The following is a 17387-nucleotide window of genomic DNA, read 5'->3' as shown; positions in this document are numbered from 1 at the left end:
AAATTTTAAAAAGCAATGCTTCTTTTATCGGGCAAAAATTAGATAATTCCCATTCGGTTGGCGTCCAGTTTGAGCAGGATGAAGATCAGGATGGTAAAACTCCATAAAGATGAACCGCCGTAACTGATTAATGGCAAAGGAATCCCGATGACCGGAACCAAGCCAATTGTCATCCCAACATTGATGAATACATGAAAAAAAATGATGGATGCCACGCCGTAGCCATAAATCCGGGAAAAGTTAGACCGTTGCCGTTCGGCAATAAAAATAATCCGAAAAAGTAAAGTGAGGTAGATCAGCAAAACGGTAAGCGTTCCGGCGAAACCCCATTCTTCGCCAACAGTGCAAAAAATAAAATCGGTACTTTGCTCAGGAACAAAGGAAAACTTGGTTTGCGTGCCTTTTAAATAGCCTTTTCCCCACAATTTGCCCGAACCTATGGCAATTTTTGATTGGTTTACGTTGTAGCCAATGCCGCGCAAATCGGTTGTGATGCCCAGCCACTCGTCAATCCGAACCGTTTGGTGTGGTTTTAGTACATGATGATACAAAAAATTGACACTGAAAATCAAAACAACCGATAGCACAAAACCGACGGCAACAGTAATAATCATGGTTTGGTTGCGCTTAAAAAAATAAATCAAAAAAGCGGCAATGATGACCAAAACGCCGATTAAATAAGTGGGGCTGACCAATAAAGTAAGGATAAACAAAGCAATAACCAGTCCGGCAGTTATCAAAAAAAGCGGCGAAACACCTTCGCGGTACAGCACAAAAATTAAGGAGCAGAAAACAAGTGTTGAACCTGCATCAGGTTGAAGGATGATGAGCACCATTGGGAAAAGAATAATTGCGGCAGCAACAAAAAATGATTTGATATCGGTTACGCGGATATTGGTTCCGCTTAAATAACGAGCCAGCAACAAACAAGTCGCAAATTTTGCAAATTCGGAAGGCTGTAAACGGAAACCTCCGCCTAAAGAAATCCAGGCCTGGTTACCACCCACATTTCTTCCGATCACCAAAACCAAAACAAGCAACAGCACAACAATGCCATAAACGGCCGGAGCCAGGGCGCTAAAAAAGCGGCTTTCCATTAATAAAATAACGGTTGCGAGAACCAGCGCTGAAATAATGTAAATAAACTGTTTGCCGTAATTGGTGCTTAGGTCAACAATGCTGGGATGTGTTTCATCAAAAATGGCCGAATGGATATTAAACCAGCCAATGATGCAAAGGATAAGGTAAAGGAAAATGGTGAACCAATCCACATTGAAAAAAAAGCTGCGCTGGTTATTCATTTTCCTTTCTTTTGATGGTTAGAGCGGCTAAATGGATTTTTGGCAACGGTTTTTTGCCGCTGTCGCGTTTCATGCTTTTTTTATTGCTGTCAAGCTGGTTCTTTTTCAGCGAATCTTTGGGCAACAATTTATTAGTTGGCTTAGGTGAAGTGCCAGGAAGCGGGGGCATTAAGCTAGCTTCCATGTATTTTTTAGGGTTGATGCCGGAAGGGCGGCGGCTGAGTGTATCTGTCAGGTATTTTTCTACGATAAAAGAAGCAATCGGCGCAGCCCAGGAAGCACCTTGGCCACCATGTTCAACCACCACAGCAATTGCTATTTTGGGATTATCGCGTGGAGCGAAGGCAACAAATACGGAATTGTCTTCACCATGGCCAGTTTGTGCCGTACCTGTTTTACCGCACATTACAATACCCGGTATACGTGAAGCGGCCGCAGTACCGCGTTCAACAACTGCTTGCATACCATTAATTACAGGGTCAAAATAAATCGAATCTATCCCAACATAATTTTTTTCGGTGTACTCTTTTTTTATTATATCCTTTTCACCTATTCCTTTTATAAGGTGGGGTCTATAATAAAAACCATGGTTAGCAATAATAGCTTCGATATTTGCCAGTTGTAGAGGTGTAGCTAACATTTCACTTTGACCAATACCTAAAGATATTACTGTACTTGAACGCCATCCCCCACGGTGGTACATGTTGTCATAACGTTTTGCTGTAGCTAAAAGGCCGCGATTTTCACCCGGCAAATCAATATTAAGTTTATGGGCCAAACCAAATTTGATAACCTTATTACGCCACATTGTAAATGAAGTATCTGTATTTTTTGATCCGTACTGATTGATAAGTTTTTCAAATACCATATCAAAATAACCATTGCATGATTCAGCAACGGCGCTACTTAGATTGACCAAACCATGCCGCTCTCCATGGAAACAGGGTATACGTCGGTTACCAGCGACATAATATCCTGGGCAATTGTAGGTAGTTTGTGGGGTGATAATGCCTTCTTGTATGGCAATAAGTGCATCTAACGGCTTAAAAGAAGAACCTGGCGGATAATAAGCCTGAATTGGACGTATAAAAAGTGGATTATACGGGTTTTTGTACATCGCCGAAATGTTGTTTCCCCGTTCATGGCCAACCAATTCGTTTGGGTCATAAGTCGGGCTGCTTACAAAAGCCAGGATTTCTCCGGTTGACGGTTCAATCGCAACAATACTCCCTACTTTGTTTTGCATCAGTTTTTCGCCAAGCTTTTGGATACGGATATCCAGAGAAGAAATTAAGCGCTCTCCGGCTACCGCTGCTGTATCGTACTGACCGTTTAAATATTTTCCTTTCGGGATATTACGCGAATCAACCAATGAGTTTTCAACACCCCTTTGTCCTCGTAACACAGTTTCGTAAGCTTTTTCAACGCCACTAATTCCTACGTAATCGCCCGGACTATAATATCCATTAGATTTTTCTATAATCTTATCATTTACCTCACTAATATATCCTAAAAATTGTGCGGCGCATGAATCGGGATAAGTACGTACCGAACGTGGTTGTACAGAAAAACCAGGAAATTCAAATAGGTGTTCTTGAAAGGAATTGTAGAGTCGTGCAGAAACCTGTTTTTCAAATGGAGATGCACGGAAATAAGAAAAACTTTTTGCTTTTTCAAAACGCTGATCAAAGCCCTTTTTATCAATTTGTAATAATCGACAAAATAGTACAGTATCAAAATCATGTACTAATTTTGGAGTGACGAGAATATCGTAAACATGTTCGTTTCGCACTAAAATTTTATTGTGTCTATCAAGTATAACTCCGCGTTCGGGAAACTTTATAATCCTTCGGATAACATTATTCTGTGCAAAGGCCAAATATTTGTCATCTACAATTTGTATATAAAACAAGCGTCCAATCAGCATGAGCATGATGACAATGAAGATACTCATAATTACATAGCGCCTTTCGAAAAAACTATTCATTATTAACGTACTTTCTTTTTGAAAAACATTAAACCGGATATTAACATTAAAAGTACCGTAAATATTGTACTGAAAACAACCCTGGTCAGCGTAAACAGGATTTGCGAGAAACGGAAAGATTCGAGGTTAAGCAGAAAAAAGTGGTGCAAAAACGTCAGGATCAAAGCATATAGAAAAAACCAACGGAAACCCATCAAGCCTAAAGTTGGTTCCGGCTCGTTGTCAAAACCTTCTTTTTGTACGGTAATACTGATAAAAATGATACGGACATAAGCCAGAAGCACACAAGAAGCCGCATGCAAACCTGGCGTATCGTAAAAAGCATCAATAGTAATGCCCAATATAAAAGCGAGCGCATACAATAGAAAGTTTGGAATATTGAACGGTAAAAGAAGTATGAACAAAATATAAAAATAGGGCGTTACCACCTGGTAAAGCGATATGTTTTTCAGCAAAAAAACCTGTATAAACACCAGCACGATAAAACGCAGCAGGTTGTAAATAATCGTCCTGCTCATTGCTTTTCCTGCGCCTCCAATGCTTCTTGTTCTTGTGCCAATTTGTTAGTAACCACATAAATGTATTGCAGGTTGCTAAAATTGACGGAAAGGTTGACCTCAAAACCGGTTACGTTGCTGCTGTTTTTGGCATCCAAACGGCTGATATGACCAAGCATCGTCCCTTCCGGGAAAAGCGAGTAACCGGACGTAACCACAGGCATCCCCACTTTAATTTTAACCTGCTTCATGATGTTAATCAGCATGGCTTTGGTAGGGTCGAGGTTATTGTCCCAAATTAAAGAACCAACATTGTTAGAATCGGCAAGCATGGCACTGATGCGGGTATTTTCGTGCAGCAGTGATTGCACGGTTGATAAATTAGGGCCGGTATTGATAACGATGCCAACCACGCCCGAACTGGAAATCACGCCCATCCCTTTGGTGATTCCGGCATTGCTGCCACGGTTGATGGTGAGGTAATTGTTCCTCCGGTTAAAAGAATTGTTGATAACCCTGGCTGCAATGTAAGTGTACTGCTGTTTGTAAATGGTATCCGTTACTGTTTTTACCGAGGAAGAATCAACATAAAAAGAAGACTTCAACTGGTTGCGCAAACGGGCGTTTTCCCTGGCCAAACTATCATTGGTGATGCCGAGTTTAAAGTAATCGGTAATTTGGTCTGCTTTAAGGTAAATATTGCCGATTACTTCATTTGATGAACTGATAAAAGTAGCTTTTTGAAAGTTGTTGTACTTTACAAAAATAACCAGGGAAGAAACTTCAAAAATGATAAACAAAAAAAATGCGTTGTACTTCGAAATAAAAATCAGGAGGTTACGCATACAGTTTTAAGTTGCCGGTTGCCGGTTGCCGGTAACTCAAAACTGGTAACTGGCAACCGATAACTTCTTTTATTGCATTAAAAATTTAAAACTTCCAATATTTTTTAAAGCCGTACCTGTTCCGCGGACTACGGCTCGCAACGGGTCTTCGGCAACGTGTACCGGCAATTTTGTTTTGGCGGCCACACGTTTGTCCAAACCGCGGAGCAAAGCACCACCGCCAGTTAAATAAATGCCGGTTTGGTAAATATCTGCTGAAAGTTCGGGCGGCGTAATTTCTAACGCTTTTAAAATTGCTTCTTCAATTTTAGAAATTGATTTATCCAGGCAATGTGCAATTTCGGTGTAAGAAACCGTAATTTGTTTCGGAACGCCCGTCATTAAATCCCGGCCTTGTACTGCAAAGTCCGCCGGCGGATCTGCCAGTTCTGGCAAAGCAGCGCCAACTTCAATCTTGATTTTTTCTGCTGTGCGATCGCCAATCATAATGTTATGCTGGCGGCGGATGTATTGAACGATGTCTGAATCAAAATTATCCCCGGCAACGCGGATGGATTGGTCGCAAACAATACCCGAAAGCGCAATCACGGCAATTTCTGTCGTTCCGCCGCCAATATCAATAATCATATTGCCCATCGGTTCTTCCACGTCAATCCCAATCCCTACGGCTGCGGCCATGGGTTCGTAAATCAGGTATACTTCTTTTGCCCCTGCAATTTCAGCAGAGTCGCGAACGGCACGTTTTTCTACTTCGGTAATGCCCGAAGGAATACAGATTACCATCCGCAGTGAAGGAAAAAACCAGCCTTTGCCTTTGTTAATCATCTTGATCATACCGCGGATCATGTGTTCCGAAGCATTAAAATCAGCGATTACACCATCTTTTAGCGGGCGGACAGTGCGGATATTATCGTGGGTTTTGCCTTCCATTTGCATGGCCTGGCGCCCAATGGCAATTATTTTATTTGTGGTTCGATCAAAAGCCACGATGGAAGGTTCATCCACCACCACTTTATCATTGTGTATAATCAGGGTATTTGCAGTGCCCAAATCAATGGCAATTTCCTGCGTAAAAAAGTTAAATAGACCCATTTGTTTTTAAATCAGTATTAGCTGCAAAGTTTACGAAAAAATGTTCTATAAAAGAATGTGCGGACAGTTTTATCGCGGAGATTAATGTTTAAAATGACGTACGCCGGTAGTTACCATTGCAATGTGCTTTTGATTGGCCATTTGAATCGAATCCTGGTCTTTGATAGAGCCGCCGGGTTGTAAAATGGCCGAAATCCCTGCATCGGCTGCAATTTCCACACAATCCGGAAAAGGAAAAAACGCATCCGAAGCCATCACAGAACTTTGTAAATCAAAACCAAAAGTTTCAGCCTTCACAATGGCTTGTTTTAAAGCGTCAACACGCGAAGTCTGGCCAACACCGCTGGCAATCAGCATACTGTTTTTAGCCAGTACAATTGTGTTTGATTTGGTATGTTTTACAACTTTATTGGCAAAAAATAAATCTTTTAACTCTTGTTCCGTCGGTTTTACTTCGGTAACGGTTTGCATTTGTTGCGGGCCTTCAATCACCAAATCTTTGTCCTGCTCGATTACGCCATTTAAAAGTGTTTTAAATAATTTAGACGGAAGCCCAATTGGTTTACGCAGCAAAATAATCCTATTTTTTTTTGAAGTTAAGATTTTAACCGCGTCTTCCTGGTATGCTGGCGCAATTAAAACTTCAAAAAATAATTTGCTGATTTCTGTTGCCGTTGCCGCATCCACTTCGCCGTTGGTAATAATCACGCCGCCAAAAGCAGAAACCGGATCGCAGGCCAATGCAGCTTCCCAAGCTTCGGAAATGCTGTTTTTACTGGCAATTCCGCAGGCGTTGGTGTGTTTTAAAATGGCAACGGTTGGTTCTTCAAACTCATCAATCAAAGCAACGGCGGCATCCACATCCACCAAATTGTTGTACGAAAGTTCTTTTCCGCCTAACTTATCAAAAAGCTGGTTCAAATCACCATAAAAAATACCTTGCTGGTGTGGGTTTTCGCCATAACGCAGCGTTTGCGCCGGTTCGATGCTTTGTTTAAAAATTTGCAGTGGTTCTTCGCGGTTAAAGTAGTTAAAAATGGCCGAATCGTAATGCGAAGAAATATGGAAAGCCTTACGTGCAAACGCTTTACGTTGTGCCAAAGTAGTTTCTCCGTTTTGTGTTTTCAGGATATTTTCAAGTTCGTTGTAATCGTTTTTTGAAGCCATGATCGTTACGTCTTTAAAGTTTTTTGCGGCTGCGCGGATGAGGGAAATGCCGCCGATGTCAATCTTTTCCACAACATCTTCCTCAGCAGCGCCGGAAGCAACGGTTTCTTCAAAAGGATACAGATCAACAATAACTAGATCAATCTCCGGTATTTCGTATTCTGCGATTTGCTGCTGGTCGCCTTCGTGTTCGCGCCGGGTTAAAATACCGCCAAAAATTTTAGGGTGCAATGTTTTCACGCGTCCGCCGAGAATGGAAGGATAAGAAGTTAAATCTTCAACCGGAACAACGCTAACACCTAAGTTTCGGATAAAAGTTTCTGTGCCGCCGGTGCTGTAAATTTGTACATTCAACCGGTTTAATTCATGGATAATTGGTTCGAGGTTATCTTTATAATAAACAGAAATTAACGCATTTTTAATTTTAACAGGCTGACTCATGAACAGTAAAATGAGCCGCAAAGGTAGAAATTTTAATGTTTTTTCAAGGTTTTAGGGTGATAAAAGAAGTATGGGCAAACAAAGGTATTTGATTTTTTTAATTTGTAATAGGATTAAAAACGTTAAGTTCAAAAGACGAAATCAGAAGGGTATCGAATTAAAAAAATTAGTTAATTGAACTTATAAAAAAACGTTAATGCTTCTTTTACCCTATAAAAATTGGTGTTTATATCAGCTTAAACAAACCAAAAACCAGGCAATGCCAATTTTTAGGTGATAAAAGAAGCATGGAAACTTTATCTGATAAAATATTAAACAGGCCCAGAATTACAAGGTTTTCACCCAACACTTAACTATCTCCAACCACCGCCTAATGACCGGTAAAGATCGGAAACTGCATTCAGTTCGTCGCGTTTTATCGAAGCCAGTTCCAGCTCGCTTTGCAGCACATTTCCTTGTGCGGTAATCACTTCGAGGTATGTTGCCAGCCCGTTTTTAAATAACAGGTTGGCATTTTTAGTTGCCTGCTGCAGCGTGTTCACCCTGCTCATGGCAATGGTTTGTTGTGATTTTAGTTTATCAATTGCTACCAGTGCATCTGAGACTTCGCCAACAGCATTTAACACAGATTGCCGGAACTGCAATACAGTTTTTTCCCTGTCCACTTTCGCAACGAGGTAATCCGTTTTCAATCTTTTATGATCTAAAAGCGGTTGCGCCACACCTCCGGCAACTATTCCAAACAAGGAGGCCGGCACATTAAACCAGTTGCTGGCCCTAAAAGAATTGATGCCGCCGCTTGCCGTTATTTGCAAGGCCGGGTACATGGCTGCTTTGCTGATCCCGACGTTGCTGTTGGCAATTGCCAAAGCAAGTTCCGCACTTTTAACATCAGGCCTGCGGCTTAGGATGGCCGATGGCAGGCCCGTCCCGATGTTTTGAGGCAAAGCTATTTGGTCGAGTTTTGAATTTCTAACAATTTGATCAGGCAGCCTGCCGGTTAAAATGCGCAAAGCGTTTTCCTGCACGGTAATGTTTTTTTCAAACTGCGGGATCAATTCTGCAGCAACTAATTTTTGTGCTTCCGCCTGCTGCACAGCTAATAAAGTAACCTGCCCGGCATCGTACTGCAACTTAATTATGGTCAGCGTGCTATCGTTCAGCCGCACATTTTTTTGTGCAATGTCCAACTGTGCATCCAGCATCAGCAGGTTGTAATAACCTTGCGATACATTGGCCACAATATTGGTTTGGATCAGTTTTTTAGCTTCCGTAGTTTGCAAATATGCCGCCAGCGCGCCTTTTTGCTGGTTTCTGATCCTGCCCCAAATATCTGCCTCCCATGAAAGCGCGGCGTTGGCAGAATAATCTTCGATATGTTTGGTGCCAATATTGTATTGCGCGATGCTCAGCCCGGTCAAACTGTTGTTGGAAGGGCGGTTGCTGTTGGCGGTAACATTTAAGTTAACCGCAGGCACATAGTTCCATTTTACCTGTTTAAACAGCAGCTGTGCCTCATCTATATTTTTTACGGCAATGAGCATGTCGTAATTCCGGATGACCGCACTGTCAATCAGCTTTTGCAAAACAGTATCGGTAAAAAAATTTTTCCATTGGATATCGGCCACGCTGGCCGTGTCAGCAGGGGTTGTTGTGGCGGCGTTCCTGAAATTTTCGGGCAGTTCCGCTTTTGGTATAGCCACATCTTTTGATACTTTGCAGGCACTCAAAATGGCAAGCAGTAATGCAAAAGTGTAATAAATTATAGATCGTTTCATTTTGTTAATTGTTTATGGCTGAGCTTGGCGCTTGTTTAAACTAATTTTATAAGTATTGATGATGCTTCTTTTATCACCTAAAAAGTGATAAGTAATTAGTTTTTTGATCTATAAAAATTGATGCGGACACCAATTTTTATAGGATAAAAGAAGCATTGTAATTATTAATCCTGAACTTGTCAAAGGATCTGATATTGATTTAAACAGGCCCTGAATTGATTTTTATAAATATTGATGATGCTTCTTTTATGCCTGTAAAATTGGTGTCCAACACTTATCAACATGATTTTAGGTGGATAAAAGAAGCATCGAGATAAGTTGAACAAGAATTTAAACCAGCTTTTGATTAATTATTCTGTAGTTCAAGTTCCTGGTTGTCAACTTTCTGTTGATGGTCATGCTGATCGTCCCTGTTCAAAACGGCTAACGGTAAACCGGTGATTTTTTCCTGCAATCCCTGGAAGATCACAAACAGCACCGGGATGATGAACAAACCCAACACTACGCCGGAAACCATCCCGCCGGCGGCACCAATACTGATAGAGTGGTTGCCTTGGGCCGATGGGCCAGTTGCAATGCTCATCGGGAATAAACCGAAAACGAATGCGAGGGAAGTCATGATGATCGGGCGCAACCTTAACCTTGCTGCTTCAATGGCCGAATCAACCAATCCGTTGCCTGCTTTGCGCCGCTGAACGGCAAATTCAACGATCAAAATAGCATTTTTAGCAAGCAGTCCAATCAGCATGATTAGGGCTACCTGTACATAAATGTTGTTTTCTATTCCGGTTAAGCCTAATACGGCAAACACGCCGAAAATACCCGTAGGAATAGACAGGATAACTGCTAAAGGCAACAGGTAGCTTTCGTACTGTGCTGATAATAAGAAGTAAACAAATACCAGACATAACATAAACACAATGGCCGATTGCCCGCCGGATGAAATTTCCTCACGCGTTTGGCCGGAAAACTCATAGGCAAAACCGGACGGCAGTTGCTCTTTGGCTGTTTCCTCAATCGCTTTAATGGCATCGCCAGAACTGTAGCCCGGTTTAGGGATCGCATTTATTTCGATAGAGTTGAACAGGTTGTAGCGGGAAGCTGTTTCTGAACCATAAACCCTGGTCAGCTTTACCAGCGTGTTGATGGGAACCATTTCGCCTGTTTTGTTTTTTACAAACACACGGTCAATAGAAGCCGGGTCGGTTCGGTCAGCAATATCTGCCTGAACCACCACCCGGTAATATTTGCCAAAACGGTTAAAATCCGATGCCTGGGCACTACCGAAATAGGCTTGCATGGTTGATAAGATGTCTTTAACACTTACGCCTAATTGATTGGCCTTTTCATCATCAACGTCTAATTGCAACTGCGGATAATCTGCCTTAAAAGAAGTAAAGGCATAAGCAATTGCCGGTTTGGCCATCAGCTTGCCAATAAAGTTGTTGGCCACTCCGCTGAATTTATCCAGCTTGCCGCCTGTTTTGTCTTGCAATACCACGTCCAATGCTTCAACATTGCTAAAACCGGGAACAGTTGGAAAGCTGAACACAAAGAAACTGCCCTGGGTGATCGCGCCTAATTTCCCCCGGATTATATCTTGTATGGCATTAATGTCTTTTACTGCGCCCCGGTCTTCATTGGGTTTTAACAATACAAAAATTACTGCCGATGAAGGGCTGTTGGACGCGGTTAACAAGTTAAAGCCGGAGATAGCCGTAACAAACCTTGCTGATGGAAGTGCTTCGAGTTCAGTTTCGGCCCGGTTAAGTATTTTTGTGGTGCCATCCAGTGAAGTTCCGGAAGGTGTGGAAACGGAAATGGCCACAAAACCCTGGTCTTCCGTTGGTATAAAGCCAGATTTGGTTGTGCTGACCAGATAAACAGTAGCAACAACGATTAAGGCAAGGCCGCCCATGCTAATCCATCTGTGCCGGATCAGGAATTTTAACCCGCCTGCATACCTGTTGGTAATCGTATTGAAACTGCTGTTGAAGCCGGCATAAAATTTTTCTTTAAAGCTTTTTTTAGCTACAGCTTCGCCTTCTTTGGGATGATTGCTTTTCAGAAACAATGCCGCCAGTGCCGGACTTAAAGTTAATGCGTTTACTGCCGAAATAACGATAGCTATTGACATGGTAAAGGCAAACTGTCTGTAAAATATCCCGGTAGAACCGGTCATAAAACCTACCGGTAAAAACACTGCTGCCATCACCATCGTAATGGATATAATGGCACCGGTAATTTCGTGCATCGCTTTGGTTGTGGCTGCTTTTGGCACCAGGTGTTCATGCTCCATTTTAGCATGCACGGCCTCTACAACTACAATGGCATCATCCACCACAATACCAATGGCAAGCACCAGGGCAAACAGCGTGAGTAAGTTAATGGAGAAGCCGAACAGGTTCATAAAAAAGAAGGTGCCTAAAATAGCTACCGGAACTGCAATGGCCGGAATTAAAGTTGACCGAAAATCCTGTAAAAAAACAAACACCACAATAAACACCAGTATAAAGGCTTCGATCAGCGTATGCTCAACCTGAGTTATAGATTCGTCCAAAGCGGTTTTGGTACGGTAAAACTGATTGTATTTAACACCGGCCGGGAAATCTTTCGATGCTTTTTCCATTACCTTATCTACCGCTATCTGGATTTCGTTGGCATTAGATCCTGCCAGTTGTATCAATCCTATAGCAATACCATCTTTGCCATTCAAATGGGTGCTGCTGGTGTAGGAGTAGGAGCCAAGTTCAACTCGTGCCACATCCTTTAAATGCAGCACCGATCCATCCGCATTGGCGCGGATAGCAATGTTTTCATATTCCTCAGGTTTGGTTAATTTGCCTTTGTATTTAATTACGTATTCAAAAACCTCTTTGCTTCTTTCGCCTAATTTACCGGGCGCTGCTTCCAGGTTTTTGTCCTGTATCGCAGCCATCACTTCGGCTGGGGTTATTTTATAAGCTGCCATTTGGCCGGGGTTAAGCCAAACACGCATCGAATAATCTTTAACACCGCCAAAAATACTTGCCGAACCAATCCCCGGGATACGTTTTATTTCGGGGATAATATTGATCTGTGCATAATTGGCCACAAAGGTTTCATCATATTTTTTAGGGTCTTCCGTGTATATCCCGATTGCCCCGATAAAACTGTTTTGTTGCTTGGTAGTTGTGATGCCTTGTTGTACCACTTCCGCGGGCAATTGGCTGGTAGCCTGGGTTACCCGGTTTTGTACGTTTACCGCAGCCTGGTCAGGATTGGTGCCTTGTTTGAAGTAAACCGTAATGGCTAATGTCCCGTCATTACTGGCAGTTGAGCTCATGTAGCTCATGTTTTCTACACCGTTAATAGATTCTTCAAGCGATGGCGCAACCGAGCGCAATACGGTTTCGGCATTTGCACCGGGATAAACCGCAGCAACCAGTACCGCTGGTGGTGCAATGTCCGGGAATTGTTGTAAAGGAAGTTTGGTTAGGCCAAGTACGCCCAGGATCACCAATAATATGGAGATCACAGTGGAAAGTACGGGCCTTTCTATAAATTTCTGAAACATAACGTGAAAGTTTATTGGGTGTATTAATTTTTTGCTACCACTGCAACCTTGTCAGTAGCTTTTTCCGGGTGGATAACAGTTCCTTCCTGTAGGTGGTCAATGCCGCTTAATACGATCTGGTCGCCAGCTTTAATACCATCTTTAACTAAGTAATTGGTGCCGCTTTTGCCAACAATGGTAATCGGTAGTTTTTTAACCTTATTGCTATCGGCCAGGGCAAAAACAAATACTTTGTCCTGCATTTCGATTGTGGCAGATTCGGGTATGATGATAGCATCTGTATGCTGAAGGCTTAAACGCACTTTGCCCGTGTTACCAGATCGAAGCAAACCCTGCGGATTGGAGAAACTGGCCCTGACTGTAATCGCGCCGGTTGTTTTATCAAATTGGCCATCAATTACATCAATTTTTCCTTGTCTGACATATTCGCTGCCATCAGCCAGTAATAATGATACGGGCGGCAACCGTTTCAGCTTGTCTTTCAAGGTTTCGCCCGGGTATTGTTCTTTAAAGGATACAAAATCCTTTTCGCCCAAAGAAAAGTAAACATGCACGTTATGCACGTCCGATAATTGAGTTAAAGCATCAACATCCTGTGGGGCAACTAAGCTTCCCTGTTTTTTTAACAAGCGGCCGATGTAACCGCTTACGGGGGCTTTGATCAAAGTATAACCCAGATTGATTTGTGCGGTTGACACATTCGCTTTTGCCGATTCTATATTCGCTTTTGCAACCTGAAAAGCGGCTTTTGCCGTTTTTAACTGGTAGGCTGATACTACCTTGTTTGCCACAAGCGGCGTAAGTTTGTCAACTTCAATTTGTGCGTTGCCTTGTGCCGCTTCGGCTGCGTGTAAACTGGCCAAGGCATTATTTAAGGCTGCACGGTAAGGCTGTTCGTTGATTTTAAAAAGGGGTTGCCCGGCTTTTACAAAAGCGCCTTCGTCAACAAATACTTTATCCAGGGCTCCGCTTACCTGCGGGCGTACTTCTACATTAATTGTTCCTTCCACAGCAGCAGGATATTCCTGGTAAGTGGTTTGGGTCCCGGATACAACGCTTGCTACCGGCAAAGAAGGCGGCGGCGGTGCGGCGGCAGTGGGTGGTTTTGAAGAACAGCTATATAAGGTAAGTGCAACAAGTGCTAAAACGAGGTTTTTCATGATGATTACTTTTGCCATGGTAGTAGAGTTTATAAGTGTAGCTTGAAATTGAAATGAGGTTAATAATTAAGTAGGCGCATGATCTTGATGATTAAAAAAGTGCCAATGGTAGTAATATACCAAAAAGCCATTTTAAGATCATTAAATTTTCTAACAGCGTTAAGTACATCGTACAAGTGCTGGATGTTTGTTTTCATTGTATTATTTATTTTCTATAAGTTAGATTGTTTAACAACGTTAAACAATCTAACTGTGTAATTTAAAAATTAAAAAGATTATGCTGTTATCGAATTTATAACACCGGTAATAGCATCTTTAAGTACCTGTCGGTTGATGTCTTCAGACGAATTTCGACCAAGTAAATTAATAGAAACAAGGCCATGAACGATAGACCAAAAAGTGTAATATTTCGTGCAAATCACGTCTGATTTCATGTCTTCTATCTTCATCAGATCGCCAATTACTTTGGTAAAAAGGCTCCAAGGCAAATCAGCCTCGTCCAGTTTATTGGATAACTGGCAACAGCAGTTTGTAGAAACACCAAACATCAACTGGTAAAGTTCTTTGTTTGCAAAAGCGAAATTCCAATAAGCCAGCCACATGGCTTCAAGTTGCTCAGCCGGTAACTGATACTTGCCCTTTGCTTCCTGCAACTCTCTTGACAACAGTAAATAACCTTTTCGGGTCAGTTCCAGCAATATCGCGTCTTTGCTCGAAAAATATTCATAAATGATAGGCGCCGTGTATTCAATCACGTCAGCAATTTTGCGCATGCTTAAAGCCTGCCATCCTTCGTCTTTTACAATTTGAAGGGCAGCATCCAAAATGTTAATCCTGGTTTCTTCTTTTAAACGCAATATCCTGTCTTTGCTTCCCATTTATTTTACAACACTAAATTATTTAACAGTGTTAAACAAAGGTACAATGAAGATTGGTTATTGCATTTCATTCTTTTGTCATTTCATTTGAAAAATTCTGTTTAAATTTTCAATACTTCTTTTACCACCTAAAAATTAGCAAACATTTAGTTTTTGGTTTACAAAAACTGAACACCAACACCAAATTTTATGTGGTAAAAGAAGTATCGGCTTTTTTTCTGAATAAAAATTAAACAAGCACCTAAAATTGCCAAAATCATTTTCCCCATCCATACTGTTTTTACCACCCTAAAAATAGTATCAGCTTCTTCAGCACCTGCTCAATTACTTTGGGGTAATGTTGATGCTCCAACTGCTGGATTTTAAAACGGATATTTTCCAACTGGTTGCCAAATGCTATTCACCTTGCAAAGTTTTTATAGTTTTAACCGACATAAACAGCCTTATGCTTTTTGGCAAACTGATAAAACCGTAAGCTTTGTAAAATCCCATTGCTTTTTCATCAATCGGGTCAACTATTACGGCCATTGTGCCAATGCTTTCTGCTAAATTTGCACAACGGTTTAGCGCATCTAAAAGTAGCATTTCGCCCAGTCTTTTTCCTTGGTAAGCTTTATTTACTGCCAATCTGCCCAAAAGTGCAGTTGGTACAACCGGATAACTTGTTGGCAGTTTTTTTCTTAGGTCTTCCGGCAAATCTTCCAAAGAAACAGCATGACTGGAAAGCGTGTAATAACCAGCCACTGTTTTATCCGGGTTATCACTCAACACATAACAAACGGAAATATTCCGTTTTACATCCTGGCTGGCTTGGGTTTTTATGTAATTGTTTAAAGATGGATAACCACACTCAAAACTACTTTTAATATGCGTTTTGTTAAGAAGCTCTATTGATAATGCCATCTTTGGTAAACTGGTTAAAGGTTAGCTGTGCCTTTTTCAGCTTATCGTTAGGGGCAGGCGGGTTTAACAAGGCATCAACAAAAACCTTTTTATCTTCCAGGCTTTTTATCAGCTCATTATTGTCATTGATAATTTTATTGGCTTCGGATCTGATGCAAAAAACCACAAACTCGCTTAAGCTTTTAAAGCCACGAAGTTCGGACGCATATTTAAACAGTTCTTTTTGTTCTTTGCTAATCCGAACATCAATCCGGTCGTTAACTGTTACTGCCATTTTAATTAGTTTTATTGATTATGCAAATGTACGTAGAATTGCCGTACGGGAGAATGAATTTTTGAAACTAAACAGCAAAATCCTTTTCCTTGCAAATACTGTTTTTACCCCTATAAAAACAGTATGGATTCACTTCAGCTTCTTCAGCACCTGCTCAATCACTTTGGGGTAATGTTGATGCTCCAACTGCTGGATTTTAAAACAGATATTTTCCAAATGATTAATAGGAAACGAGATAGGTGAATGCAAACGTTAAATTCTTTTAAACATCCAACTCTAAACTTTCAACCATTTCTTTAAGTTCGTTAGGTTTTAAATCAGCTTTCTCGCCTTTGTCATAGATGGTAAGCAAATAAACTGTTTCCGTTGCAATGTATAAATAAGTAATTACCCTTGCGCCACCGCTTTTACCTTTTCCTTTGCTGCTGATAGCTAATCTGATTTTATAGCAGTTATTGCCTAAAAAAATACCATATTCTGGGTTTTGCAAAATTTGAAAAATCAATTCGGCATATTCGTTTTTTAAGGAAGGAAACTTTTTGACCAATCGTTTAAGTTCTTTTTCAAAGCCGTTCGTCGGGATAATACTATAACTCATCCAAAAGCTCTTGGGCAGTTTTTAGTTTGATTTTTCCTTGTTTGTGCAAACGCACTTCTTCCGCGGCTACTTTTAAATCTTCCCAAAGCGCCACTTTAGCGGCAGACATCGGCTTTGCTCTTTTGACAAAAGAAAGGCTTTGCAATACTTTCATGCCAAAAGAAGCTTCTTCATCCGGAATTTCTACTAAAACTTTCATAATGTTGATAGGGTTTTCTAATCCAAATTTACTCAAACCTGCCGAAATAATTTTCCCCTCCATACTGTTTTTATCACCCTAAAAATAGTATCGGTTCACTTCAGCTTCTTCAGCACCTGCTCAATCACTTTGGGGTAATGTTGATGCTCCAACTGCTGGATTTTAAAACGGATATTTTCCAACTGGTCGTTCGGTTCAATTTTAAAACGGAACTGCTGGATGATCTCGCCTTTGTCAAAATGTTCGTTTACGTAATGGATGGTAATGCCCGATTCTTTTTCGCCGGCCAGCAAAACCGCTTGGTGCACGTAATCGCCGTACATCCCTTTTCCGCCAAAAGCGGGCAACAAAGCCGGGTGGATATTGATGATGCGGTTTGGAAAAGCTTCCAATAAATTTTGCGGCACCAGCCACAGAAAACCGGCCAGCACAACCAAATCAATGTTTAAACTTTGCAGCAGTTTCAATATTTCATCACTCTGATAAAAAGTTCTCCGGTTAAAAACATGCGCCGGGATTTCAAAATTATCGGCACGCTGCAACACGTAAGCTTCGGGGTTGTTGGTCAAAACCAGCGTTACTTCGGCCAGTGCATTCTTTTTAAAATGCTCCATAATTTTTTGGGCGTTGGAGCCGGAACCGGAAGCAAAAATGGCAATGCGCTTTTTAACGGTGGGGGCAGGGTCGGTTGTTGCAGCCATTGTTTTGGGG

General features: G+C 41.5%; 16 protein-coding genes. All 16 read right to left on the bottom strand.

Annotated elements, in window-relative coordinates:
* Positions 1 to 38 precede the first annotated feature (38 nt).
* Entirely contained in the window at positions 39 to 1301 is a 1263-nt protein-coding gene (gene rodA, locus Q0192_RS07890; protein ID WP_299288603.1) for a rod shape-determining protein RodA, read from the bottom strand.
* Positions 1294 to 3288, bottom strand: coding sequence for a penicillin-binding protein 2 (gene mrdA, locus Q0192_RS07885; protein ID WP_299288600.1), 1995 nt, complete (start codon positions 3286 to 3288; stop codon positions 1294 to 1296). Before mrdA ends, rodA begins: the two co-directional genes overlap by 8 nt.
* A 2-nt stretch (positions 3289 to 3290) precedes the next feature.
* Positions 3291 to 3806, bottom strand: coding sequence for a rod shape-determining protein MreD (locus Q0192_RS07880; RefSeq protein ID WP_299288597.1), 516 nt, complete (start codon positions 3804 to 3806; stop codon positions 3291 to 3293).
* The gene (mreC, locus tag Q0192_RS07875) at positions 3803 to 4630 is read right to left on the bottom strand and encodes a rod shape-determining protein MreC (RefSeq protein ID WP_299288595.1); all 828 of its coding nucleotides are present in this window, start codon (positions 4628 to 4630) and stop codon (positions 3803 to 3805) included. The genes Q0192_RS07880 and mreC overlap by 4 nt, the downstream gene beginning before the upstream one ends.
* 69 nt (positions 4631 to 4699) lie before the next feature.
* Positions 4700 to 5722 (bottom strand): rod shape-determining protein, encoded by a 1023-nt coding sequence (locus Q0192_RS07870; protein ID WP_157565918.1) that lies wholly within the window; start codon positions 5720 to 5722, stop codon positions 4700 to 4702.
* Positions 5723 to 5803: 81 nt separating this feature from the next.
* A complete protein-coding gene (gene purH / locus Q0192_RS07865; RefSeq protein ID WP_299288589.1) occupies positions 5804 to 7330 on the bottom strand; it encodes a bifunctional phosphoribosylaminoimidazolecarboxamide formyltransferase/IMP cyclohydrolase in 1527 nt (508 codons plus the stop codon).
* Positions 7331 to 7683: 353 nt separating this feature from the next.
* Positions 7684 to 9108, bottom strand: coding sequence for a TolC family protein (locus Q0192_RS07860; protein WP_299288588.1), 1425 nt, complete (start codon positions 9106 to 9108; stop codon positions 7684 to 7686).
* A 346-nt stretch (positions 9109 to 9454) separates the two neighbouring features.
* A complete protein-coding gene (locus Q0192_RS07855) occupies positions 9455 to 12664 on the bottom strand; it encodes an efflux RND transporter permease subunit (RefSeq protein WP_299288586.1) in 3210 nt (1069 codons plus the stop codon).
* 23 nt (positions 12665 to 12687) lie between these two features.
* Positions 12688 to 13842, bottom strand: coding sequence for an efflux RND transporter periplasmic adaptor subunit (locus Q0192_RS07850; protein WP_299288584.1), 1155 nt, complete (start codon positions 13840 to 13842; stop codon positions 12688 to 12690).
* A 41-nt stretch (positions 13843 to 13883) separates the two neighbouring features.
* Entirely contained in the window at positions 13884 to 14021 is a 138-nt protein-coding gene (locus Q0192_RS07845) for a hypothetical protein (RefSeq protein WP_299288581.1), read from the bottom strand.
* 78 nt (positions 14022 to 14099) lie between these two features.
* Complete coding sequence (locus tag Q0192_RS07840; protein WP_299288578.1) at positions 14100 to 14702, bottom strand: TetR/AcrR family transcriptional regulator; 603 nt, start codon at positions 14700 to 14702, stop codon at positions 14100 to 14102.
* A 396-nt stretch (positions 14703 to 15098) separates the two neighbouring features.
* Positions 15099 to 15605, bottom strand: a complete 507-nt coding sequence (locus Q0192_RS07835; RefSeq protein ID WP_299288575.1) for a GNAT family N-acetyltransferase — start codon at positions 15603 to 15605, stop codon at positions 15099 to 15101.
* A complete protein-coding gene (locus Q0192_RS07830) occupies positions 15580 to 15879 on the bottom strand; it encodes a DUF1778 domain-containing protein (RefSeq protein ID WP_299288572.1) in 300 nt (99 codons plus the stop codon). The genes Q0192_RS07835 and Q0192_RS07830 overlap by 26 nt, the downstream gene beginning before the upstream one ends.
* 262 nt (positions 15880 to 16141) lie before the next feature.
* Complete coding sequence (locus tag Q0192_RS07825) at positions 16142 to 16477, bottom strand: type II toxin-antitoxin system RelE/ParE family toxin (protein WP_299288569.1); 336 nt, start codon at positions 16475 to 16477, stop codon at positions 16142 to 16144.
* A complete protein-coding gene (locus Q0192_RS07820) occupies positions 16467 to 16739 on the bottom strand; it encodes a hypothetical protein (protein WP_299288566.1) in 273 nt (90 codons plus the stop codon). The genes Q0192_RS07825 and Q0192_RS07820 overlap by 11 nt, the downstream gene beginning before the upstream one ends.
* A gap of 32 nt (positions 16740 to 16771) precedes the next feature.
* Positions 16772 to 17377 (bottom strand): phosphoribosylglycinamide formyltransferase, encoded by a 606-nt coding sequence (purN, locus tag Q0192_RS07815; protein WP_299288563.1) that lies wholly within the window; start codon positions 17375 to 17377, stop codon positions 16772 to 16774.
* Between the last annotated feature and the right edge of the window lie 10 nt (positions 17378 to 17387).

This window comes from uncultured Mucilaginibacter sp. (assembly GCF_937859865.1).
Classification (GTDB): domain Bacteria; phylum Bacteroidota; class Bacteroidia; order Sphingobacteriales; family Sphingobacteriaceae; genus Mucilaginibacter_A.
This window is presented reverse-complemented; position numbering and strand designations above follow the sequence as displayed.